The 22,446-nt window shown below is 70.4% G+C and carries 21 protein-coding genes; 9 read left to right on the forward strand and 12 right to left on the reverse strand.

Features of this window, described 5'->3' with window-relative positions:
• Window positions 1-31 precede the first annotated feature (31 nt).
• On the forward strand, window positions 32-937 hold the full coding sequence (locus tag BST44_RS19080; RefSeq protein WP_083178716.1) for a glycerophosphodiester phosphodiesterase: 906 nt from the start codon (window positions 32-34) through the stop codon (window positions 935-937).
• Here the strand turns inward: BST44_RS19080 and BST44_RS19085 are convergent.
• From BST44_RS19085 to BST44_RS19115, 7 genes are read right to left on the reverse strand one after another with little or no spacing between them, the layout of a single operon-like run.
• Window positions 934-2,175, reverse strand: a complete 1,242-nt coding sequence (locus BST44_RS19085; protein WP_083178668.1) for an SLC13 family permease — start codon at window positions 2,173-2,175, stop codon at window positions 934-936. The two genes, BST44_RS19080 and BST44_RS19085, sit on opposite strands and share 4 nt — an antisense overlap.
• 15 nt (window positions 2,176-2,190) lie before the next feature.
• Window positions 2,191-3,108: an MBL fold metallo-hydrolase gene (locus BST44_RS19090; protein WP_083178669.1), complete on the reverse strand. Its 918-nt coding sequence runs from the start codon at window positions 3,106-3,108 to the stop codon at window positions 2,191-2,193.
• The gene (locus BST44_RS19095; protein WP_083178670.1) at window positions 3,108-3,866 is read right to left on the reverse strand and encodes a LamB/YcsF family protein; all 759 of its coding nucleotides are present in this window, start codon (window positions 3,864-3,866) and stop codon (window positions 3,108-3,110) included. The genes BST44_RS19090 and BST44_RS19095 overlap by 1 nt, the downstream gene beginning before the upstream one ends.
• A gap of 59 nt (window positions 3,867-3,925) precedes the next feature.
• On the reverse strand, window positions 3,926-4,639 hold the full coding sequence (locus BST44_RS19100; RefSeq protein WP_083178717.1) for a sensor domain-containing protein: 714 nt from the start codon (window positions 4,637-4,639) through the stop codon (window positions 3,926-3,928).
• Between the two features lie 37 nt (window positions 4,640-4,676).
• Window positions 4,677-5,537 (reverse strand): metal ABC transporter permease, encoded by an 861-nt coding sequence (locus BST44_RS19105; RefSeq protein WP_083178671.1) that lies wholly within the window; start codon window positions 5,535-5,537, stop codon window positions 4,677-4,679.
• The gene (locus tag BST44_RS19110) at window positions 5,534-6,358 is read right to left on the reverse strand and encodes a metal ABC transporter ATP-binding protein (protein WP_083178672.1); all 825 of its coding nucleotides are present in this window, start codon (window positions 6,356-6,358) and stop codon (window positions 5,534-5,536) included. The genes BST44_RS19105 and BST44_RS19110 overlap by 4 nt, the downstream gene beginning before the upstream one ends.
• Entirely contained in the window at window positions 6,355-7,296 is a 942-nt protein-coding gene (locus BST44_RS19115) for a metal ABC transporter solute-binding protein, Zn/Mn family (protein ID WP_083178673.1), read from the reverse strand. Before BST44_RS19115 ends, BST44_RS19110 begins: the two co-directional genes overlap by 4 nt.
• 130 nt (window positions 7,297-7,426) lie before the next feature.
• On the opposite strand from BST44_RS19115, the gene BST44_RS19120 reads away from it, so the two are divergent.
• On the forward strand, window positions 7,427-8,506 hold the full coding sequence (locus tag BST44_RS19120; RefSeq protein ID WP_083178674.1) for an Rv3575c family transcriptional regulator: 1,080 nt from the start codon (window positions 7,427-7,429) through the stop codon (window positions 8,504-8,506).
• On the opposite strand, the gene kstR is transcribed toward BST44_RS19120, so the two are convergent.
• Window positions 8,503-9,102, reverse strand: a complete 600-nt coding sequence (gene kstR / locus BST44_RS19125) for a cholesterol catabolism transcriptional regulator KstR (protein WP_040621610.1) — start codon at window positions 9,100-9,102, stop codon at window positions 8,503-8,505. The genes BST44_RS19120 and kstR overlap by 4 nt on opposite strands.
• Window positions 9,103-9,425: 323 nt before the next feature.
• Here kstR and BST44_RS19130 point away from each other — a divergent pair, with 323 nt between their 5' ends.
• Together BST44_RS19130 and BST44_RS19135 are read left to right on the forward strand one after the other, a co-directional pair.
• Window positions 9,426-11,546 carry an acyl-CoA dehydrogenase family protein gene (locus BST44_RS19130; RefSeq protein WP_083178675.1) on the forward strand — a complete coding sequence of 707 codons (2,121 nt, stop codon included), beginning with the start codon at window positions 9,426-9,428 and terminating at the stop codon, window positions 11,544-11,546.
• A gap of 105 nt (window positions 11,547-11,651) precedes the next feature.
• Entirely contained in the window at window positions 11,652-12,527 is an 876-nt protein-coding gene (locus BST44_RS19135) for a type IV toxin-antitoxin system AbiEi family antitoxin (protein ID WP_083178676.1), read from the forward strand.
• A gap of 73 nt (window positions 12,528-12,600) precedes the next feature.
• On the opposite strand, the gene BST44_RS19140 is transcribed toward BST44_RS19135, so the two are convergent.
• Together BST44_RS19140 and BST44_RS19145 are read right to left on the reverse strand one after the other, a co-directional pair.
• The gene (locus BST44_RS19140; protein WP_083178677.1) at window positions 12,601-13,134 is read right to left on the reverse strand and encodes a hypothetical protein; all 534 of its coding nucleotides are present in this window, start codon (window positions 13,132-13,134) and stop codon (window positions 12,601-12,603) included.
• Between the two features lie 50 nt (window positions 13,135-13,184).
• Entirely contained in the window at window positions 13,185-14,267 is a 1,083-nt protein-coding gene (locus tag BST44_RS19145) for a ferredoxin--NADP reductase (protein WP_083178678.1), read from the reverse strand.
• Window positions 14,268-14,423: 156 nt separating this feature from the next.
• Between BST44_RS19145 and hsaA the strand changes: the two genes are divergently transcribed.
• From hsaA to BST44_RS19170, 5 genes are all read left to right on the forward strand, one after another.
• Window positions 14,424-15,608 (forward strand): 3-hydroxy-9,10-secoandrosta-1,3,5(10)-triene-9,17-dione monooxygenase oxygenase subunit, encoded by a 1,185-nt coding sequence (gene hsaA / locus BST44_RS19150; RefSeq protein WP_083178679.1) that lies wholly within the window; start codon window positions 14,424-14,426, stop codon window positions 15,606-15,608.
• Window positions 15,609-15,611: 3 nt separating this feature from the next.
• On the forward strand, window positions 15,612-16,484 hold the full coding sequence (gene hsaD / locus BST44_RS19155; protein ID WP_083178680.1) for a 4,5:9,10-diseco-3-hydroxy-5,9,17-trioxoandrosta-1(10),2-diene-4-oate hydrolase: 873 nt from the start codon (window positions 15,612-15,614) through the stop codon (window positions 16,482-16,484).
• Window positions 16,484-17,398 (forward strand): iron-dependent extradiol dioxygenase HsaC, encoded by a 915-nt coding sequence (gene hsaC, locus BST44_RS19160; protein ID WP_083178681.1) that lies wholly within the window; start codon window positions 16,484-16,486, stop codon window positions 17,396-17,398. Before hsaD ends, hsaC begins: the two co-directional genes overlap by 1 nt.
• A 2-nt stretch (window positions 17,399-17,400) precedes the next feature.
• A complete protein-coding gene (gene hsaB, locus BST44_RS19165; RefSeq protein WP_083178682.1) occupies window positions 17,401-17,964 on the forward strand; it encodes a 3-hydroxy-9,10-secoandrosta-1,3,5(10)-triene-9,17-dione monooxygenase reductase subunit in 564 nt (187 codons plus the stop codon).
• 137 nt (window positions 17,965-18,101) lie between these two features.
• Window positions 18,102-18,515, forward strand: a complete 414-nt coding sequence (locus BST44_RS19170) for a DUF732 domain-containing protein (protein WP_244184871.1) — start codon at window positions 18,102-18,104, stop codon at window positions 18,513-18,515.
• A gap of 20 nt (window positions 18,516-18,535) precedes the next feature.
• Here BST44_RS19170 and BST44_RS19175 read toward each other — a convergent pair whose 3' ends face one another.
• Together BST44_RS19175 and BST44_RS19180 are read right to left on the reverse strand one after the other, a co-directional pair.
• On the reverse strand, window positions 18,536-21,685 hold the full coding sequence (locus BST44_RS19175; protein ID WP_083178684.1) for a serine/threonine-protein kinase: 3,150 nt from the start codon (window positions 21,683-21,685) through the stop codon (window positions 18,536-18,538).
• 148 nt (window positions 21,686-21,833) lie between these two features.
• On the reverse strand, window positions 21,834-22,436 hold the full coding sequence (locus BST44_RS19180) for a mycothiol-dependent nitroreductase Rv2466c family protein (protein ID WP_083178685.1): 603 nt from the start codon (window positions 22,434-22,436) through the stop codon (window positions 21,834-21,836).
• Between the last annotated feature and the right edge of the window lie 10 nt (window positions 22,437-22,446).

Genomic DNA, 22,446 nt, shown 5'->3' on the forward strand with positions numbered 1-22,446 from the left:
CCCGGTGCGCCGCTGGCCCGCGCGCCTCGGTGTGGCGCTGGCCGTCGTCGGTGTGCTGGCGTCGCCCGCGGCGGCCGCCCAAGCCCCGGAGTTCGACCTGCAGGCCCATCGCGGCGGGCGCGGGGAGACCACCGAGGAGTCGCTGCGTGCCTTCGCGAAATCCCTCGAATTGGGCGTCAGCACACTCGAACTCGACATCAACATCACCCGGGACGGGCAACCGCTGGTGTGGCACGACCCGGCGATCCACCCCGAGAAGTGCGCCGACACCGGCCCCGCGTTCGCCGGGGATCCGCAGTACCCCTACGTCGGAAAGCTGGTACACGAGCTCACCCTGCCGCAGATCCGCACGCTCGACTGCGGACGGCGGCTGGCCGAGTTTCCCGATGCCGAGGTGGTGCGCGGCAACAAGATAGCCATCCTGCCGGAGGTGTTCGCGCTCGCCGATTCCTATCACGCCGCGGTGCGCTACAACATCGAAACCAAGGTGGCGACCGACCACCCCGGCACTTCGGCCGATCCCCGCCAGTTCGTCGACGTGATACTGGCCGCGGTCAGGGCGGCCGGCAAGGTCGGCGTGGTGGAGATCGAGAGCTTCGACTGGCGGACGCTGCCGTTGGTTCACCGGGACGAGCCGTCGATTCCGTTGGTGGCGTTGTACAACGAGGACACCGGAGGCGACCCGATGGTCGGGGCGAAGCTGGTGGGCGCGAACGTCGTCGCGCCCAGCTACCAGTTGGTCACGGGCAAACCGTACGTCGATCGCGCGCATGCGCTGGGGCTCAAGGTGATCCCGTGGACGGTCGACGACGCCGACACCATGCGTGAACAGATCGCCGACGGGGTCGACGGACTCATCACCGACTACCCGACGCTGTTGCGCGCCGTGCTGGGACAACTCGGCATGCCGCTGCCGCCGGCCTACCGCCGCGGCTAGACACCGAGCAGCCGCGCCGACGCCCACAGCGCGAGCACCGCGAGGAGCAGAGAAGCCGGCACGGTACACAGCCCGAGGCGGGTGTATTCGCCCACCCCGGCGTCGACGTCGTGCTGGCGGAGCACCCGCCGCCACAACAGGTTCGACAGCGAACCGACATAGGTCAGGTTGGGCCCGATGTTGACCCCGAGCAGGACGGCCAGGATGGCGACCGGTCCGCTCGGCGCGACCAGGGGCAGCAGCACCAGCGTGGCGGGCAGGTTGTTCACGACGTTGGCCAGCACGGCCGCCACGGCGGCGATGGCGAGCAGCGCGGGCAGCGTCGCGCCGGACGGCAGCACTGCCGACATGGCCCTGTCCATGCCGTTGAGCATGACCGCCCGGACCACGACGCCCAGCGCCAGCACGAAGACCAGGAACGACACGTGGGCCGAACGGGCGACGTCGACCACCGAGGTGTGCCCGCGGCTCAGGCTGCGCGCGGCCAGCACCACGGCGCCGGCGAGGGCCACCCAGGCCGGGGCCACCCCGACCGTCTGGCCCACCGCGAACCCGGCCAGCGTCAGCCCCATGACCACCAACACGAACACCGGGGGGCGCGGCGGGGGCCCGGGCTCCTCCGGGCGGGGCTGCACGCGCAGGTCCTTGGCAAAAAACCAGCGGAATATCGCGTAGAGCGTGACCACCACCCCCACCCACGGCAACGCCATCAGCAGCGTGAACCGCGTGAACGAAAGGTTGGCGGCGTGAAACGCCAGCAGGTTGGTCAGATTCGACACGGGCAGCAGCAGCGATGCCCCGTTGGCCAGGTGCGCGGTGGCATACGCGTACGGCCGCACCGGGGTCCGCAACCGGCGGACGGCCGCCAGCACCACCGGGGTCAGCAACACCACCGCGGTGTCCAGGCTGAGCACGGCGGTGATCAGCGAGGCGATGACGAACACCCGCCGCAGCAGTGGACCCGACCCGACGCGTCCCCGCGCGATCGCCGCGCCCGCCGCCTCGAAAAGGCCCTCGTCGTCGCACAGCTTGGCCAGCACCAGCACCGCGCCCAGAAACCCGACCACTCCGGAAAGCCCGGCGACCTCCTCCGCCGCCTGACGCACCGATATGGCGCCGACCGCGATCAGGATCAGCGCGGCGGGAACCGCCGCCACCGCCTCCGGCCAGCCCCGCGGACGCACGACGGCGAAGGCCAGGACGGCGGCGAGCAGCACCAGCGCAAGGGTCAGGGTCAATGTTCTAGAACCGCTTCACGCCCAGGGGTTCTCGCGCCGCCACACCGTCGGCAGGTGCAGCGCGACACCGTCCCGTGCGGCCAACTCGTCGAGGATGCGGATGGAGGAGTCCAGGTCGTCGCCCGCATAGGGCAAGGCGCGCAGCGGCTTTGACAGTGGCCGGAAGAAGTCGTCCCAGTGGATCAGGGTCACCCGGCGCGCACCCACCGCGCGCACGGTCTCAGTCCAGTAGTCGACCAGGTATGACCTCGGCCGCAGCCCCAGCTGGCCGACGGACAGGTAGACCGCGTCGGCGCGCCGGCCGGCCAGCGCGCCCTCGACGAAACCGGCGCTGCCCTGGATCAACAGCCGCCGGTCCGACGCCCGGTGGTGCACCAGCGCCGACCAGGCCTCGCCGCAGCGGTAGGCGGACGCCCTGACCGGCGGGGTGAGCGGCGCGTCGATCGTGCCCGGGAACCGGTCCGGCGGGCAGTGCTGCGATTCGATCAGGGTCAGGTCGTAGGCGCCCAGCGCAATCGTTTCGCCGCCGGCGGCCACCACGAGTCGGTCCTCGGTCAGGCCGTGTCCGCGCCCGACGTTGGCCGCCGACTCACCGCCGACCAGGCGCGCACCGGTGCGGTCGGCAACCAGGGCGGAATCCAGCGCGTGGTCGATGTGGGTGTGCACCGGGACGACGGCCTCCAGGCGGGACACCTTGGCCCGGGCCAGGCAGCCGTCGACGCGGGCCGGCGACGGCGCCACTTTGCCGGCGGCCACCCGGGCCAGGCTCGGCCGGGAGAAGTAGCCGTCGGTCAGCAGCGCCGACGACCCGTCGTCGATCAGCAGCGTCGCCACGCCCATCCACAGCACCGACAGGGATCCCGGCTCGGCGGCGGGCGCGTCGAACCGGTCCGCGTACCCCCCGAGGTCGGGCCGACAGGGTTTCAGCCGCATCAGCTGAACGCCCCGATCTCGACGCCGGCGGCCGCGAGGCGATCGCGGACGGCGGTCGCGATCTGCACCGCACCGGGCGAATCGCCGTGCACGCAAACCGATTCGACGTCGACCGGGATCTGCGTGCCGTCGACGGCGGTGACCCGGCCGGCGGTCACCATGCCGACGACGCGGTCGGCGATCTCCGCCGGGTCTCCCAGCACCGCGCCGGGCTCGCGGCGGGACAGCAACCGGCCGTCCGGCTGGTAGGCACGGTCGGCGAAGGCCTCCGCCACCGTGCGCAGGCCGCGGCGGGCGGCCTCGTCGAAAAACGCCGAGCCCGCCATGCCCAGCACCGGCAGCGCCGGGTCCACCATCGCCACAGCCTCGGCGACCGCCGCCGCCTGCTCGCGGTGGGTCACGATCGTGTTGTACAGGGCGCCATGGGGTTTGACGTAGGACACCGCGGAACCGGCGGCCCGCGCGATCGCCTGCAAAGCGCCGATCTGATACACCAGATCCGCGGCCAGGTCGTCGGCGGCGACGTCGATGAAGCGCCTGCCGAACCCGGCCAGGTCTCGATAGCTCACCTGCGCCCCGACGCGGACGCCGCGCTCGGCGGCCGACCGGCAGACCCGTGACAATCCGGCGGGATCGCCCGCGTGGAAACCGCACGCCACGTTGGCGCTGGTGACGATCCGCAGCATGGCGTCGTCGTCCCCGAGGCGCCAGACGCCGAAGCCCTCGCCCAGGTCGGCGTTGAGGTCGATGCGGGCCACCCGCCCAGCTTATGGGGCGGCGCCGGCGCCCTCCTTCGGAGGCGTCGCCTTCCGCTTCGCTACCGGGTGACGACCGCGGCCGCGATCTGTTGGGCGACGTCGACCGCGGACCCACCGGACAGGAAGGAGCCGCAGGTGGACACGTCGATGACGATGTTGTTGCGCGAGGTGAGCGCGCGCTGGCACCGCCAGTTGTCCTCGCTGCCTTCCTGTTCTTCGGACGTGCTGAGCGTGCCGCCGACTTTGTGGGAATCGGCCACCGCCCAGGCGATCTCGGGCCGGCCCGGTGGACGGTCGACGAACCGGCGGTTGGCGCAGGCGGACCACCTCCGGACCGATGCGTCGTAGAACGCGTTGGCCTGCCGGGCCGTGGGGTAGGCGATCACGGCCTGGTTGGCGGAGTAGTTGCGCACCGTGGGGTCGTCGAAGCTGTCGTCCAGTCGCTCGCCGCGCACCGCGATCCAGCCGGTGTCCGCATACACGGCCTGCTGGGCGGGCCCGGCCATCGCGAGGCAACTCGTCTCGCTGAACGTCTGGCTGGAGTCCCACATCTCCTGTGTGCGATACCGGACCCGCATTCCCAAGCCCACGATGTCGTCGATCTTCCTGTCGTCGAGCAGCAACCCGTCCATCGCGGTGACGGGCACCGGGGCCCGCGTCAGCGGACCGCGGGTGTCCGCGGGCGCGGCGCTACCGCCGACGACGGTGGTGCAGCCGGCCGTGAGGGCGCACGCCGCCGCCTGCAGGAGGATCGGGAATCGCCTACGCACCAGAGCCTTTCGCACGCCGGGCAGATCTGTGCCGACCAGCTTAGGCGGCGGCCCCCTGCCGGCGCCCGAGCAACCAGCAGAACAGGTAGATCAGGAACGAAATCCCCGCGACGAAGACCGACACCGGGACGCCGGGCGCCAGCGACAGCACGATGCCGCCGACGGCGGAAACCTCGGCGAAGACGATCGAGGCGACCATCGCCGCCGCCGGGGAGGCCACCACGCGGGCGGCGGCGGCCGCCGGCGTGATCAGCAGCGACATCACCAGCAGCGCCCCGACGATCTGCACGGCCTGGGCGGCCACCACGCCGACCAGCGCCGCGAACACGATGCCGAGCGCGCGCACGGGCACGCCGCGGGCCGCGGCGACGTCGGGATCGACGGTGGCGAACAGCAGCGGGCGGTAGCAGGCCGCGATGACGGCGATGACCAGCACGCACACCAGCGCCAGCATGGCCAGCCCGGTGTAGCCGACGCCGACGATCTGCCCGGTGAGCAACGCGAAGCTGGTCGCGGTCCGGCCCGGGTACAGGTAGATGAACAGCACGGCCAGGCCCAGGCCGAAGGCCAGCACCACGCCGATGACGGAATCGCGTTCGTGGGCCCGCCGCCCCAGGACGCCGAACAGCGCGGCCGCCAGAGCGCTGCCCACCAGCGCGCCCACCCCCACCTCGGCGCCGACCAGCAGCGCGAAAGCCGCACCGGTCAGGGACAATTCGCTGGACCCGTGCACGGCGAACGACATCTGACGCATCACGATGAACGGCCCGATCAACCCGGCCACCAGCCCCAGCAACGCGGCCGCCAGCAACGCCTGCTGGACGAAGTGGTGGCCCAGCAGGTGGGCGGTGATGTCGAAGTCGAGCAGATGAGCCAGGACGTCGGTGAGCCGGTGGTTCACGGGTGGGCGCCGTCGGTCGTGTCGCCCACCACCACGTAGCGGTCCTTGACCTTCACCACCTGGATGTCGGCCCGGTACAGCATGGAGAGCGTCTCGGTGGTCATCACGTCTTCCACGGTGCCGACCCGGAACCGCCCGTCGACCAGGTAGACCAGCCGGTCCACGTACGGCAGCATCGCGTTCAGGTCGTGGGTGACGACGATGACGGTGGTCCCGGCGTCCCGGCGGCGGCGCTCGATCAGCGCGGAGACCAGCCTCGCGTTCGCCGGGTCCAGGGCCAGCAGCGGCTCGTCGCACAGCAGCAGCATCGGGTCGCTGACCAGGGCCTGCGCGACGCGCATGCGCTGCAGCTCGCCGCCCGACATCACGCCCACCGGGACATCGGCGAGGTGTTCGGCGTTGACCTGTCGCAGCGCGTCGGCCACGGCCGCGCGCCGGCGGGCCCGGTCGGCCGATCTCAGTGGCAGGCCGCCCCAGCGATGCCCGTCGACGCCCAGCCGCACCAGGTCGCGCCCCCGAAGCATCACGTCGTGGCCCATCGGCCGGTGTTGCGGCACGTAGCCGACGCGGCCGCCGCCCGAGCCCATCGGCTTCCCGTCCACCAGCGCGACCCCGGCGGACAGCGACAGCTGACCCAGCAGCACCTTCAGCAGCGACGTCTTGCCGCTGCCGTTCGGGCCGAGGACCGCGATGAACTCGCCGCGCGAGACCGACAGGTCGAGGTGGTCCCACAGCACGCGGTCACCGAACGCCAGCCGGGCGCCGCGCAGCGACACGGTGTCGGGGTAGCGGTCGAGGGCGGGTACCGCGTCGAGGCTCACGGTTGTACCGACCGGCCGGACTGCAGCGCGGCCAGCAGCTGGTTGACGGTGCTGCGCTGCCAGGTCAGGTAGTCGCTTCCGTCGGGCAGCGTTTCGCTCACGTTCGTCACGGGCACGCCCGCGTCCCGCGCGGCGTCCCGCACGGCGTTGATCGCGGCGGTGGACGTCTGGGGGTTGACCAGCAGCGCCGCCACCTGACGGTGGCCGATCAGGTCGAGGACGAACGCCATGTCGGACGGCGAGGGATCCGTCTCGTTCTCGTTGGCGGCGGTGAAGGTCGACGGCGTGCGGTTGACGAGGCCGGTCGCCGCCAGCAGGTAGTAGCCGACCGGTTCGGTCGCGATCACCCCGGTGCCGGGATAGGCGCTGGCGATGGCGTGTTCGGAGATGGCGACGGCGTCCGCGCCGCGGCAGAACTCGGCGGCGTTCGCCCGGTAGTCGGCGGTGTGGGCCGGGTCGATCGCGGACAAGCGCTCGGCGATCGCGAATGCGACCGACTTGGCGACCTCGAGGTCGTAGAACACGTGCTCGTTGGCCGGCTGCCCGCCGGGGACGGCCGGTCTCAGGTACGAATAGGCGCCGATCGATTTCACGCCGGGGTGCCCGGCGAGCACCTGTTCCGCCCAGGGGTCGTATCCGCCGCCGTTGTAGACGACCAGGGTGGCGTCGGCGATGGCGGCGGCGTCCGCCGGGCTGGCCGCATACGAGTGCGGGTCGGTGTCACCCCCGGTCAGGATGGAGTTGACCGCGATGTGACCGCCGGCGACGGCGCTCGCCACGCTGCCCCAGACGCCGGTGGAGGCCACGACGGCGGCCGCGTGCGGATGCGCCGGGCTGGCGCAGCCGGTGGGCGCGACGGCGGCGGCCAGCAGGACCAGCGCGGCGGGCAGCGCGTGCAGCGGACTGGCCACCGCGCGTCGTCCCCGCTTGAGCGCCATGCGCACGTCCGATTTCCTCTCGCTGGCCGACCGGCCGACCCACAATACTAATGAAAATCGTTTCCATCTACAAAGCCGCGGGTGGCCACCGCTTAGGCGCCGATGCGGATTCGTTGTAGCGTCACCGAACGTGAGTCCCGCATCGCGCCGGCGTGCGACTCTGGCATCGTTGGCGGACGAACTGAAGGTCTCGCGCACCACGATCTCGAACGCCTTCAACAGGCCGGATCAGCTCTCCGCCGACCTACGCGAACGGGTGCTCGCGACGGCCAAGCGGCTGGGGTACCCGGGCCCCGACCCGGTGGCGCGCTCGCTGCGCACCCGCAAGGCGGGTGCGGTCGGGCTGGTGATGGCCGAACCGCTGACCTACTTCTTCAGCGACCCGGCCGCGCGGGATTTCGTCGCCGGGGTCGCCCAGTCCTGCGAAGAGCTCGGCCAGGGACTGCTACTGGTGGCCGTCGGGCCCGGTCGCAGCATCCAGGACGGGATGGGTGCGGTGCTGGGCGCCGGCGTGGACGGCTTCGTGGTGTATTCGGTCTGCGAAGAGGACCCGTATCTGCAGGTCGTCTTGCAGCGCCGGCTGCCGGTCGTGGTCGTCGACCAGCCGAAGGGGCTCGCCGGGGTCTCCCGGGTCGGCATCGACGACCGGGCGGCGATGCGCGAGCTGGCGGACTACGTGCTCGGCCTGGGGCATCGCGAGATCGGACTGTTGACCATGCGGCTGGGCCGCGACCGCCGGCAGGGGCTGGTGGACGCCGACCGGTTGCGGTCGCCGGCCTTCGACGTGCAGCGCGAACGCATCGTCGGGGTGTGGGAGGCGATGAGGGCGGCCGGCGTCGACCTCGACGCGCTGACCGTGGTGGAGAGCTACGAGCACCTGCCGGACTCCGGTGGCGCCGCCGCCAAGGCGGCGCTGGAGGCCAATCCGCGGATCACCGCGCTGATGTGCACGGCCGACATCTTGGCGCTGTCAGCGATGGATTACCTTCGCGCACATGGCATTTACGTGCCCGGGCAGATGACGGTGACGGGTTTCGACGGGGTGCCCGACGCGATCGGCCGTGGGTTGACCACGGTGTCGCAGCCGAGCCTGCAGAAGGGCCGCCGCGCGGGCGAGCTGCTGTTGAGCCCGCCGCGGTCGGGCCTGCCGGTCGTCGAGGTGTTGAACACCGAGTTGATCCGCGGCCGCACCGCGGGCCCGCCGGGCTAGCCGCCGTTCTGGTCGCCGATCAGCAACCGCACCGCCAGGTCCAACCGCTTGCTGACGTCGGTCGCCGAGGCGCGCCGGGTGAGCCAGGCCAGCAGGTTGGACAGCCAGACGTCGGAGATGACCCGGGCGATGTGGTACTGGTCCTCGGTCGGTTCGCCGTCGGCCATCGCCCGAGCGAACATGGAATCGATCAGCTTCTCGACCTGATCGACCTCGCTGGCCGCCGACGCATCGGCGAAGACGTAGGCGCGGGTCATGGCCTCGGTGAGCAGGGGATTGCGCTGCATCGCCCGGTTGAGCTTGCCGACCATGAAGTTCAGCCGCTGAAACGGCGTGCCCCCGGCGACCGACGAGCGGTCGGTCTTGGCGTCGATGCGGCTGAATTCGCGGCCCAGGGCCGACACCAGCAGGTGCACCTTCGACGGGAAATACCGGTACAGCGTGCCCACCGCCACGTCGGCGCGATCCGCCACCGCACGCATCTGAACCGCTTCGTAGCCGCCCTTGGACGCGATGGCCATCGTGGCGTCCAGGATGCGCTTGCGGCGTTCCCGCTGAGCCTCCGAGCCGAGCTCGGACTCCGCCAAAACCGCCACGTTCACCACCTCGCGCGGCTGCGAGTCAGAAGCGCGGCTCGAGTTGGCACTGGCTGGCATGTGACGGGTTGCTCCTGTTCCTGGCGGCTCGCTTGCAAACGATACGCACGCTGAGTGTGAATTTCCCACCTCCGTACCGCCGGGACAGCCGCGTGTGCTGCTGTAACGCCGTTCGACTTGACGGTCGATCGCTGGCACTATTAGAACACGTTCTAGTCTGCGACGAGGCGGGTTGCGCAGCGACCCGAGGCAAGCAGGAGAATCGAGAGCTAGGGGTCGTAGGCCCCACGTCACGCCGAATCGAGGACGCGGAGGTCCCAAGAGTGGTTGCGACCGTCACAGACGAGCAGTTCGCCGCGCGCGCCCTGGTGCGCGACTGGGCCCGCAACTCGACGTCCGGTCCGGGCGGGACGGCGGCGATCCGCGCGGTGGAGCAGGGCGACGCGGACGCATGGCGCCCGGTGTTCGCGCGGCTGGCGGAGCTGGGCATCTTCGGCGTCGCCATCCCGGAGGAGCACGGCGGGGCCGGCGGCACCGTCGAGGACCTGTGCGCGATGGTCGAGGAGGCGGCCAAGGCGCTGGTACCCGGGCCGGTGGCCACCACCGCCCTGGCGACGCTCGTCGTCACCGACCCCGATCTGTCGGCGGCGCTGGCCGCCGGCGAACGCTTCGCCGGGGTGGCGCTGGAGGGCGACGTCCGGTTCGATGCCGAAACCTCCCGGGCGTCGGGCACGCTGCCGCTGGCGCTCGGCGCGGCCGACGGCGGTGTGGTCCTCGTGCCGGCCGACGGACAGTGGCTTTTGGTCGACACCGAGAGCGACGGCGTGCGGATCGAGCCGCTACCGGCCACCGACTTCTCCCGCCCGCTGGCCCGGGTGGAGCTGACGTCGGCGCCGGCCAGCGTCGTCGAATCCCCCGAGCGCGTCGAGGAATTGGCGGCGACCGTGCTGGCCGCCGAGGCGGCCGGCGTGACCCGATGGTCACTGGACACCGCCGTCGACTACGCCAAGGTCCGCGAGCAGTTCGGCAAGCCGATCGGCAGCTTCCAGGCCGTCAAGCACCTGTGCGCGGAGATGCTGTGCCGCGCCGAGCAGGCCGAGGTGGCCGCGGCCGACGCCGCCCGCGCCGCGGCGGACAGCGACGCCGACCAGCTTTCGATCGCGGCCGCCCTGGCCGCCGGCATCGGCGTCGCCGCCGCGAAGGCCAACGTCAAGGACTGCATCCAGGTGCTCGGCGGCATCGGCTGCACGTGGGAGCACGACGCGCACCTGTACTTGCGGCGGGCGCACGCCATCGGCCGGTTCCTCGGCGGCGCCGAACGCTGGCTGCGCCGCATCACCGAACTGACCCAGTCGGGCGTGCGCCGGCGCCTGGGCATCGACCTCACCGACGTCGAGGACCAGCGCGCGGACATCGCCGCGACGGTCGCGGAGATCGCCGCGCTGCCCGAGGACAAGCGGCAGCCGGCCCTGGCCGAGGCCGGGCTGCAGGCGCCGCACTGGCCGGCGCCGCACGGGCGCGGCGCGTCCCCGGCGGAGCAACTGTTGATCGACCAGGAGCTGGCGGCGGCCGGGGTGGCCCGCCCGGACCTGGTGATCGGCTGGTGGGCCGCGCCGACCATCCTCGAGCACGGCACGCCGGAGCAGATCGAGCGCTTCGTGCCGGGCACGTTGCGCGGCGAATTCCTCTGGTGCCAGCTGTTTTCCGAGCCGGGGGCCGGGTCGGACCTGGCGTCGCTGCGCACCAAGGCCGTGCGGGGTGAAGGCGGATGGTTGCTCACCGGCCAGAAGGTCTGGACGTCGGCGGCGCACAAGGCGCGATGGGGCGTGTGCCTGGCGCGCACCGACCCCGACGCCCCGAAGCACAAGGGCATCACCTACTTCATGGTCGACATGAAGGCGCCGGGCATCGAGATCCGGCCGCTGCGCGAGATCACCGGCGACTCGCTGTTCAACGAGGTCTTCCTGGACAACGTGTTCGTTCCCGACGAGATGGTGGTCGGCGGCGTGAACGACGGGTGGCGGCTGGCGCGCACCACGCTGGCCAACGAGCGGATCGCGATGGCCAGCGGCACCGCGCTGGGCAACCCGATGGAGGAGCTGCTCAAGGTGCTCGCGGAGCTGGATCTCGATGCCGCGCAGCAGGATCGGCTCGGCCGGTTGATCGCCATCGCCCAAACCGGCGCGCTGCTCGACCAGCGGATCGCCCAGCTCGCCGTGGGCGGGCAGGACCCGGGCGCGCAGTCCAGCGTTCGCAAGCTCATCGGGGTGCGCTACCGGCAGGCGCTGGCCGAGTACATGATGGACGTCTCCGAGGGCGGCGGGCTGGTCCGCAACCACGCGGTGTACGACTTCCTGAACACGCGCTGCCTCACCATCGCCGGCGGCACCGAGCAGATCCTGCTCACCGTGGCCGCCGAGCGGCTGCTGGGGCTGCCGCGCTAACGGGGCTCCCCGTCGAGCCTGTAATTCTGCAGGCCCGCACTCGCACTTTGTCTGCAGATCTACAGGCTCGGCGGGTTGTCGGTGCCCCGGACCACTATTCGGCCCATGGCCGGGGTGTTGATCGGTGGCGAAGCCGTTGCGCGGGGCATCGTGACGCGGCATGAACTGCAACGCTGGCATAGGCCGATCTTCCCGGGAGTGTATGCCGCACGGAATCAGCCGCTTTCGCTTCGTCATCGAACCGAAGGCGCGTGGTTGTGGTCTCGTCGCAGGGCGACGATCGCAGGTGTCGCGGCTTCGGCGTTGCACGGCGCTCGGTGGGTTGACGACGACGTCCCCATCGAGTTGGTCTGGTCGAATACGCGGCCACCGCGGGGAATCGTGGCGCGTGAGCAGTTGCTGGCCGACGACGAAATCGCTTGCGTGGCAGGACTACCGGTCACCACGCCCGTGCGAACGGCGTACGATTTGGCTCGATTCCTTCCGCGTGAGCAGGCGGTCGCGCGCCTCGACGCATTGATGCGGGCGACGCCGTTCACCATCGAGGACGTGTCGCTGCTGGCCGAGCGATACCCCGGCGCGCGAGGGACGCGCCGGCTGCGGTCAATACTGCCCCTTATCGACGGTGGCGCTGCCTCGCCCAAGGAAACCTGGCTGAGACTGCTGCTTCACGATGCGGGCTTGCCCGCCCTCACCACCCAGATTCCGGTAGTCGAGGGCTACCGTTTGCTGGCCATGCTCGACATGGGCTGGCGGGAGTTCGGTGTGGCCGCCGAGTATGACGGCGACCATCATCGCAGCGATCGGCGTCAGTATGTCAAGGATCAGTGGCGGCTGCGAAGACTCGCGGAACTCGGCTGGGTCGTGATCCGGGTGATCGCCGAGGACAAGCCTCAAGACATCATCGAGCGCGTCAGGGGGGCGCTGATCGCCAGAGGTTGCCGACTCGACGGACATCTCGGAGTCCCCTTGGCCGGCTAACCCTAAATGCCCGTCGAGCAGGCCAGCACTCGCACTTTGTCTGCAGATCTACCGGCTCGGCGAGCGGGCGGCGCTAAGAAAACGTGGTCTGGGCGCAGGTGCTGGGCGAGGTCGTGTTGATCCCGGGATAGACCACCTGGATGTGGGTGCAGACGATGACGTTGTTGTCGGTCTTGGGCTGGCCCGTCTGCCAGTCGGTGGAGTCGATGCGGCCGGTCGTCTGGTACTTGTCCGGTGGGCCCTCACCCATGTAGACGGTGGTGATCTCGTCGGACCCCATGGACTTCATCACCCGCTCGTACTGGCCGGTGGCGTGCGCGTCGAGGTAGGCCAGCCGGTTCGACGATCGGATCTCGGTGGTCTGCCGGGCCCAGAGGCCGTTGGGGAAGCCGGTCACGCCGCCGGGCGTCAGCATGTCCGCGCCGGCGGTGAAGTCGCAGTGGCCGTCGGACTTGAAGCAATTCAGGATGGTGCGGGTCTCCAGCTGGTTGGGCCCGTCCAGCGGGAACAACGTGGTGGCGGTGTTGCTGGCCGCGCCGGCGGCCGGGGCGGGCAGAAACGTCAACGCCGATCCGGCGACGGCGAACACCGTTATCAGCCGCTTCATCCCGCTCCCCTTTCGGTCCGGCCAACCCTGAGGTGAACCTAGCCCCGCGACTACTCGTCGTAGGTGACTTCCACCGAATCAGATTCCGGGTGAGATTGACAGGCCAGGATCAGGCCGTCGTCGAGGTCCTGCTGCTCGAGCACGTCGTTGACCTCCATGCTCACCTTGCCGCTTTTCAGGGTGCACGCGCACGCGCCGCAGTGGCCCTCGCGGCAGGAGAACGGCGCGTCGAGGCCCTTGGCCAGCAGGACGTCGAGCAACTTGGCATTGCGCGGCCACGACACGGTGTGGGTCTCACCGTCCAGCTGGACCACCGCGGTGGCGGGCGGCTGATCGCCCGGGGCGGTGTCCTCGATCTTGACCGCCGCGAAGGGGTCGGAGTCCAGCGACTTGAACACCTCGATGTGCACTTGCGGCGCAGGCACTTTCAGCGAGTCCAGCGCCTCGCGGGCGGCGTCCATGAAGGGGCCGGGCCCGCAGATGTAGACGGGCCGGTCGGTATAGGGCGCGGCGAGCTTGGCCAGCGCGGCCACGCTCGGCATCCCCTGCAACGATTCCAGCCAGTGCACCACGGTGAGCCGGTCCGGATACTTGGCGCACAGTTCGCGCAGCGCGTCGGCGAAGATCACCGACTTCTCGTCGCGATTGGCGTAGAGCAGGGTCACCTGCCCGCCGCCCTCGGCGAGCGCGGACTTGCAGATCGACATGATCGGGGTGATCCCGCTGCCCGCGGCCATCAGCAGGAAGTCGTCGTCGAGCGTTTTCGGGACGAAGTTGCCCGAGGGGGCCAGCACGTGGATCCGCATGCCCGCCCGCGCGTGCTCGCACAACCAGTTCGACGCGTACCCGTCCGCGGTCCGCTTGACCGTCACGGTCAGCGCGTCGTCGGTGAACGGCGAGCTGCACAGCGAGTAGCAGCGGGCCACCGAACCGGTGCGCTCGCTGGGCACGCGCAGCGTCAGGAACTGGCCGGGCGCGTAGCGCAGGCGTTCGGGCGGGATGCCGGGGTCGCCCGGCTCGTCGGGCACCGCGAAGACCAGCGACCGCGCGTCGTCCGTCTCGGCGACGACCTCGGCGATCTGCAGTTCAAGGACGTGGTCACCGAGCGGCTCGTCGAGATTGGCCTCGACCAAGACCCATCCTCCCTCTCGTTGCAACTAGAACATGTTACAGAAAAGTGGATCCGTATCGCTACCAGCCGCAGGAATACCCTGCTCGACACAAATCGGAACGTGTTCTAGTCTCTGGTGTAAGTCCACTGAGTAAGTTTGGCCCAGGAGGCAAACCTAGTGACGTCCATTCAACAGCGTGACGCGCAGTCGGTGTTGGCCGGCATCGACGACCTACTGCCGCGGATCTCCGAGCGCGCTCAGGCCACGGAGGATTTGCGCCGGCTGCCCGACGAGACCGTTCAGGACCTGCAGGACGTCGGCTTCTTCACCCTGCTGCAGCCCGAGCAGTGGGGCGGGCTGCAATGCGATCCGGGCCTGTTCTACGAGGCGGTGCGGCGGCTGGCCAGCGCGTGCGGTTCCACCGGCTGGGTGAGCTCCATCATCGGCGTGCACAACTGGCATCTGGCGCTGTTCGACCAGCAGGCCCAGGAGGAGGTCTGGGGCGACGACCGCAACGTGCGGGTGTCGTCGTCGTACGCGCCGATGGGCGCGGGCGTGGTGACCGACGGCGGATACCTGGTCAACGGCTCCTGGAACTGGTCCTCCGGATGTGACCACGCCACGTGGGCCTTCCTCGGCGGTCCGGTGATCAAGGACGGCCGCCCGGTCGACTTCGGCAGCTTCCTGATCCCGCGCAGCGAATACCGCATCGACGACGTGTGGCATGTGGTCGGCCTGCGCGGCACGGGCAGCAACACGGTGGTGGTCAAGGACGTCTTCGTGCCCAGGCACCGGTTCCTGTCCTACAAGGCGATGAACGACGGCACCGCCGGCGGATACCGGACGAACACCGCCCCGGTGTACAAGATGCCCTGGGGCACAATGCATCCCACCACCATCTCGGCACCGATCGTCGGCATGGCCTACGGCGCGTACGACGCGCACGTTGAGCACCAGGGCAAGCGGGTGCGCGCGGCGTTCGCCGGCGAGAAGGCCAAGGACGACCCGTTCGCCAAGGTGCGCATCGCGGAGGCGGCCAGCGACATCGACGCGGCCTGGCGCCAGCTGAGCGGAAACGTCGCCGACGAGTACGCGCTGCTGTCCGCCGGCAAGGAGATCCCGTTCGAGCTGCGCGCCCGCGCCCGCCGCGACCAGGTCCGGGCGACCGGGCGCGCGATCGCCTCGATCGACCGGCTGTTCGAGGCTTCCGGTGCCACCGCGCTGGGCAACGACCAACCGGTGCAACGTTTTTGGCGCGACGCGCACGCCGGCCGGGTGCACGCGGCCAACGACCCCGAGCGGGCCTACCAGATCTTCGGGAACAACGAGTTCGGGTTGCCGCCGGGCGACACCATGGTTTAGGCCATGACGGCTACCGAGGAACTGACGTTCGAGTCCACCTCGCGCTTTGCCGAAGTCGACGTCGACGGACCGCTGAAGCTGCACTACCACGAGGCCGGGGCCGGCAACGACCAGACCGTGGTGCTGCTGCACGGCGGCGGTCCCGGCGCGGCGAGTTGGACGAACTTCTCGCGCAACATCCCGGTGCTGGCGCAGCGGTTTCACGTGCTGGCCGTCGACCAGCCCGGCTACGGGCTCTCCGACAAGCGCGCCGAGCACGGCCAGTTCAACCGCTACGCCGCGCGGGCGCTCAGGGGCCTCTTCGACCAGCTCGGCCTGGGACGTGTTCCGCTGGTGGGCAATTCGCTGGGCGGGGGCACCGCGGTGCGGTTCGCCCTCGACTATCCCGACCGGGCCGGCCGGCTGGTGTTGATGGGCCCCGGAGGGCTGAGCATCAACCTGTTCGCCCCCGACCCGACCGAGGGCGTCAAACGGCTCGGCAAGTTCTCCGCCGAACCCACCCGGGAAAACCTCGAGGCGTTCCTGCGCGTCATGGTCTACGACCAGAAGCTGATCACGCCCGAGCTGATCGACGAGCGGTTCGCGCTGGCCAGCACGCCGGAGTCGCTGGCGGCGACCCGCGCGATGGGAATGTCGTTCGCGGGAGCCGATTTCGAGCTCGGCATGATGTGGCGCGAGGTGCACCGGCTGCGCCAGCCCGTCCTGCTGATCTGGGGCCGCGAGGACCGGGTCAACCCGCTGGACGGCGCGCTGGTCGCGCTGAAGACCATTCCGCGTGCGCAGCTCCACGTCTTCGGGCAATGTGGGCACTGGGCGCAGGTGGAGAAGTTCGACGAGTTCAACAAGTTGACCGTCGATTTCCTGGGAGGTGCGTGATGAGCATCCGATCGCTGGGCTACCTGCGCATCGAGGCCACCGACATGGCGGCCTGGCGTGAATACGGCCTGAAGGTGCTCGGCATGGTGGAGGGCTCCCCAGCTTCGGGAGGCAACACCGAGGGCGCGCTGTACCTGCGGATGGACGATTTCCCGGCCCGGCTGGTGATCGTGCCCGGCGAGCGCGACCACCTGATGGAGGCCGGCTGGGAGTGCGCCAACGCCGAAGGGCTGCAAGAGATCCGAAACCGGCTCGACGTCGAGGGCGTGCCCTACAAGGAGGCCACCGCCACCGAACTGGCGGACCGGCGGGTCGTCGAGATGATCCGGTTCGCCGACCCGTCCGGCAACTGCCTCGAGGTGTTCCACGGGGTGGCACTCGAGCACCGCCGCGTGGTCAGCCCGTACGGGCACAAGTTCGTCACCGGCGAGCAGGGGCTGGGGCACGTGGTGCTGTCCACCCGCGACGACGACGAGGCCCTGCACTTCTACCGCGACGTGCTCGGCTTCAAGCTGCGCGACTCGATGCGGATGCCGCCGCAGGTGGTGGGCCGGCCCGCGGACGGGGCGCCCGCGTGGCTGCGGTTCTTCGGCTGCAACCCGCGCCACCACAGCCTGGCCTTCCTGCCGCTGCCGACGCCCAGCGGCATCGTGCACCTGATGATCGAGGTCGAGAACGCCGACGACGTGGGGCTGTGCCTGGACCGCGCGCTGCGCCGCAAGGTGCCCATGTCGGCCACCCTCGGCCGGCACGTCAACGACCTGATGCTGTCGTTCTACATGAAGACACCGGGCGGGTTCGACGTCGAATTCGGCTGCGAGGGAAGGCAAGTGGAAGACAACGGCTGGATCGCCCGGGAAAGCACCGCCGTGAGTTTGTGGGGCCACGACTTCACGGTCGGCGCCCGCGGCTGACCATGTCGGCACCGATCGATCCGCGTTCCTTCCGGCAGGTGCTCGGCCAGTTCTGCACCGGCATCACCATCATCACCACGGTGCACGACGACGCACCGGTCGGCTTCGCCTGCCAGTCCTTCGCGGCGCTGTCGTTGGACCCGCCGCTGGTGTTGTTCTGCCCCACCAAGGTGTCCCGGTCCTGGAAGGCCATCGAGGCCAGCGGCCGGTTCTGCGTCAACGTGCTGACCGAGAAGCAGAAGCACGTGTCCGCGCGCTTCGGGTCGAAGGAACCCGACAAGTTCGCCGGAATCGACTGGCACGCTTCGGAACTCGGATCACCGATCATCGACGGGTCGCTGGCCTACATCGACTGCACGGTGGCTTCCGTGCACGACGGCGGCGACCACTTCGTGGTGTTCGGCGCCGTCCGATCGTTGTCGGAGGCGCCCAAGATCAAGCCGCGGCCGCTGCTGTTCTACCGCGGCGAATACACCGGGATCGAACCGGACAAGACCACTCCCGCGCAGTGGCGCGACGACCTGGAGGCGTTCCTCACCGCCACCACGCAGGACACCTGGCTCTGAGGGCCGATTGCCGGCGCCGCCGGAGGGAATCTGCCCTGCCCGCGGCTCGGGGACGTGTATGCCCTGAGCTCAACACATATCGAATACAAATGCTGCGAACGCTGACACGCGCAACCGCCTGATCTAGTTTGCTAAGCATGGCAGTTTTACCCGCGCGCGACGCTGTTGCCGCATCCCGCGGTAAAGAGATGTTCTCACCGCGCCGGCTCGCCGGGCTGACCGTCCCCGTGCTGGCCGGGGCCGTGCTGTTGACGAACCCGGGCATGGCGACCGCCGACACCGCCGACGACGCCTACCTGGCCCGGCTGCACAACCTCGGTCTCACCTGGCCGGCCGATCACGACGTCCCGCTCACCACGATGGGGCGTCTCATCTGCGACGACATCGCCTGGGGCTACTCGTACGACCAGATCGCCCAGGCCATCCACCCCAATGTGGATTCGCGGAAGGTATCGCTCAAAGAGGTCGCATCCATGGTGAGCCTCGCCCATTCCACCTATTGCCCCGACGTGCGCGCAATGCCGAGCGCGTCACCCGCGCCGGTCGACTGAGCCGAGCGCGGTCACCGCCGCTACATGAAGTCGAGCGCCTCCACCGTCGCGATCGGCCCCTCATGGGTCGGCCGGTTCGCGCCGCCGATGCAGTAGACCGTGTTCCCGACCGTCGCCACCACCTCGGCGTGGCGCGCGGTGGGCATCGGGGGCAGGGTGCTCCACTTCGCGTCGGCGATGTCGTACATCTCCACGACGTTGAGCACCATCGTGGGCTCCTCGCCGCCGACCACCACGATCCGGCCGTCGATGTAGGTCGCGCCGTAACTCCCGCGCGGCGTCGGCATGCCCACCAGCTTCGTCCAGGTGCCCGATTGCGGGTCGAACCGCTCGTTGGCCGCGGAGTTCTTGTCGGCGGAGAGGAACCTTCCGCCGATCGCGTACACGTAGGTGCCATCCGAAACCGCCGCGAGGTGTTCGCGGGGGGTCGGCATGTCGGCGGCGTCCTGCCACGAACTGCCGTCGAAGACCTCGGTCTGCGGAACGACCTGTTTGGCGTTCTGGCCGCCGACGGCGACGAGCTTGTCACCCACCACCGCCGCGGCCGGCGCCGCGCGGGCGTGCTTCAGCTGTGGCAGCTCGACCCAGTTCCCGCCGCGCAGCGCGAACACCTTGTTGGACGCGTCGGCGAGTTGGTCGCTCGTGCCGCCCAGCACCACCACCTCGCCGCGGTAGGCCGCCGCCGCGGCATGATGCAGCGGGATGGGCAGCGGCGGCCCCGTCTGCCAGGCGCCGGTGCGCGGGTCGTAGCTCTCGACGGTCTGCAGCGCGACGCCGTTGCGCAGGCCGCCCACGATCCAGATCTTGTCGCCGACGACGGCCCACGCGGTCATCAGCCGGGCCGTCGGCGCGTCCGGCAGCGTGCGCCACTGCGACGCCGGCTGGATCCTGCGGGCCGGGAGCTTCAGCGCCTCCGCCGACGAAGTGAGCTGGCCGTCGCCGACGGCGGTCGACCCGCCGATCGCGTACACCGACTTCTCCACCGCGTCGACGGCCACGCCGTGCCGCGCGGTCGTCATGTCCGGCAGCCCGGACCACGCCTTCGTCATCAGGTCGAGCGCGGAGACGCTCTTGAGCACTTGCCCCGCCGAGACGCCCCCGACCGCGACCAGGCGGCCGTCGACGATCGCCACGCCGAGGTCGCTGCGCGGCTGGCTCAGCGCCGGCAACGGCGTCCAGGTCTTCGCGGCCGGGTCGTAGGCCTCGACCGCCGCCAGGTCCGCGGTGCCGTTGGTCCCGCCCACGGTGTACACCAGCTTCCCGTCCGAGGCCGCGGCCAGCAGCTGGCGCGGGGTCGGGATGGGCGCGGCCAGGGTCCAGGCGTTGCCGTCGAACACCTCGGTGGTGTTCAGCAGCGCGCCGCCGGCGTCCACTCCGCCCGTGACGACCAGGCGGTCGCCCACCACGGCCGCCGCGGCGGCCGCCCGGGGCTGCAGCAGGTGTGGAAGCTCCACCCAGCGGCTGTTGACGACCCGCCAAACCTGGTCGGTGGCAACGGGTTTGCCGCCCTCGGATTTCCAGCCGCCGAGTACGACGGGGTTGCCCTGCCAGGTGACCGCCATCGCGTGCGAGACGGGGACCGGTAGGTCGTCGCCGCCCTTCCAGCTGTCGATGACGGGGTCATAGCCCTCCTGCAGCCCGGTGAGGGCGCCGTCGCTGCGGATGCCGCCGAAGATCCAGATCGTGCCGTCGGCCTGCGTGGTGGCCGCCGCGTCCCGCGAGATGCGGGCGTTGGTGATCGGTTTCCACTGCATGGGCGGCTGGGCAGTCGATTGCCCCGACGCGCCCGTCGACCCCGGTTTGTTGTCGGGCGAGAGGGCGAAATAGACACCGGCGACGACCAGCAGCAGGACCGCGGCGAGCGCCCCCGCGGTCAGCGCGATGCGGTTGCGCTTTCTCCCGGGCTCCGCGAACCACGCGGCCACCCGTTCCCGGGGGGCGCGCGGCGGGCCCTGGCCGCCGCCGTTCGGGCCGGCCGGCGCGGAGGCCTTGGGCGGGCGCACCTTCGGTTGCGTCGCCGCCCCGTGCCCGGCGCGCAGCAGGCTGGCCGCCTCCGACAGCTCGGCGGGCGACTGCGCGAAAGCCGCGGTCTGTAGCGCGTGGTCCTGCTCGATCGGGGCGCTGATCGCGGAGGTCGGGTCGTCGTGCCCACCCCGCGGCGGCGCGGGCATGCTCGACGTGTTCAGGGCTGACGGCCGCGCCACCTCGCTGAGGTTGGCGGGAGGGACGGGCGCGGCATGCGGGACGTCCGCCGCGACGGCGGAGGGCCGTCCGGTGATCGCCATCGCGTCGGGTTTGAGACCGTTGCGGCGCTGGGCGGCCTGCAGCTCGCGGCCGAACTCTTCGGCCGAGGCGGGCCGCTCGGCCGGGTCGATGGACATCGCCCTCTCGATCGCCGAGCACACCGCGTCCGGGATGCCGTCCGGACGCATGTCCGGGATGCCGGTCGTGCTGATCCGCAGGTACTGCGCGATCAGGTCCTCGCCCTTCTTGCGCTCGTGCGCGGCGTTGCCCGCGATGAGCGCGTACAGCGTGGCGCCCAGCGAATACATGTCGGAGGCCACCGTCGCGGGGTTGCCCGTCATCACCTCGGGCGCGGTGAAGTCGATGGTGCCGGAGAAGAACCCGGTCGCCGTCTCGTACCCGCCCTCGATGTGGGCGATCCCGAAATCACTCAGTTGCGGCTCGCCGTAGTCGTTCACCAGGATGTTGGCCGGCTTGATGTCGCGGTGCAAGGTGCCGGTGCGGTGCGCGGTTTCCAATGCACCGCAAAGCTTTACGCCGATGTGCAAGGCCTCCGGCCAGGCGACCGGCCCCTCCCGGCGCAGCCGCACCGCCAGCGAATCGGCCGAGTGGTACGGCATCACGATGTAGGGCTTGCCGCTCGGCGTGACGCCGACCCGCAGGATGTTGACGATGTTCGGATGCCCCGAAAGCCCGCCCATCGCGTAACCCTCGCGAAGGAACCGTTCCCGGCTGTCGTCGTCGATGTGCGACGGCAGCACCTTCACCGCGACGCTGCGGCCGAGCGCGGTCTCGTAGCAGCAGTAGATGACCCCGGCGCCGCCCCGGGCGACTTGGCGTGCGTCCTCGAAACCCGCGGCCGCCAGCTCCGCGGCGATGCCGCTCGGTACCGGTGCGACACTGTCGGGCCGGGGCTCTTCAGGCATTTGCTGGCGCTCAACCCTCCGCGAAATATGTGATTGGCGAGCTCAAGATTAGCGCTCAGAATCTCGCGGGTGGGCCTTTCGGCAACCTTCGTTCGCCGGGCCCCGGGGTGGGTCGGGCGAAGTTAGCCCACGACGCCGTCGGCGGCGGTCAGCCCTCGATGGTCGGCGGACCCTGGTACGGCCGTTGCAGCGCGGCGAATTCCGGCACGGCGGCCATGGCGAGCACGGCATCGAGCAGCCGGACACCGTCCTTCGCGTCCGGCGATCGGGTCAGGACCGGCCCGGAGAACGCGCGGCCGTCGATCGCGATGATGGGGCTGCCGGCCTCGTCACCCAGGGCGTCCTGGCTGGCCTGGTGGGCGCGCCTGACCGCTTCGTCGAAGCCCCTGTCGTCGAGCGCGCCGGCCAGGGTTTCCGGGAGGCCGTTCTCGGTGAGGGCCTCGTGGATCGCGGCGTCGGTGAGGTCCTCCCCGCGCACGTGGAGCCGGCGACCGACCGACTCGTAGAGACCGGCGAACGCGTCCGTCCCCCGCTCGTCGACGGCCGCGGCGAACAGGCGGCCCAGCCGCGTCGACCGCTCCATCATGGGCTGCTGTTCGGCGTGGGCGTCCTTGCCCTCGTTGAGCACCGCCAGGCTCATCTGGCGCAGGGTGACCGGCGTCTGCGTCGACTGCGCGGCGTCGAGCAGCCAGTGTGCGGTCACCCAGGAGAACGGACAGACGGGGTCGAGGTAGAGGTCGACGGCAGCCATGGGCTCCTCC

The sequence above is a fragment of the Mycobacterium scrofulaceum genome, from assembly GCF_002086735.1.
Taxonomy (GTDB): Bacteria; Actinomycetota; Actinomycetes; order Mycobacteriales; family Mycobacteriaceae; genus Mycobacterium; species Mycobacterium scrofulaceum.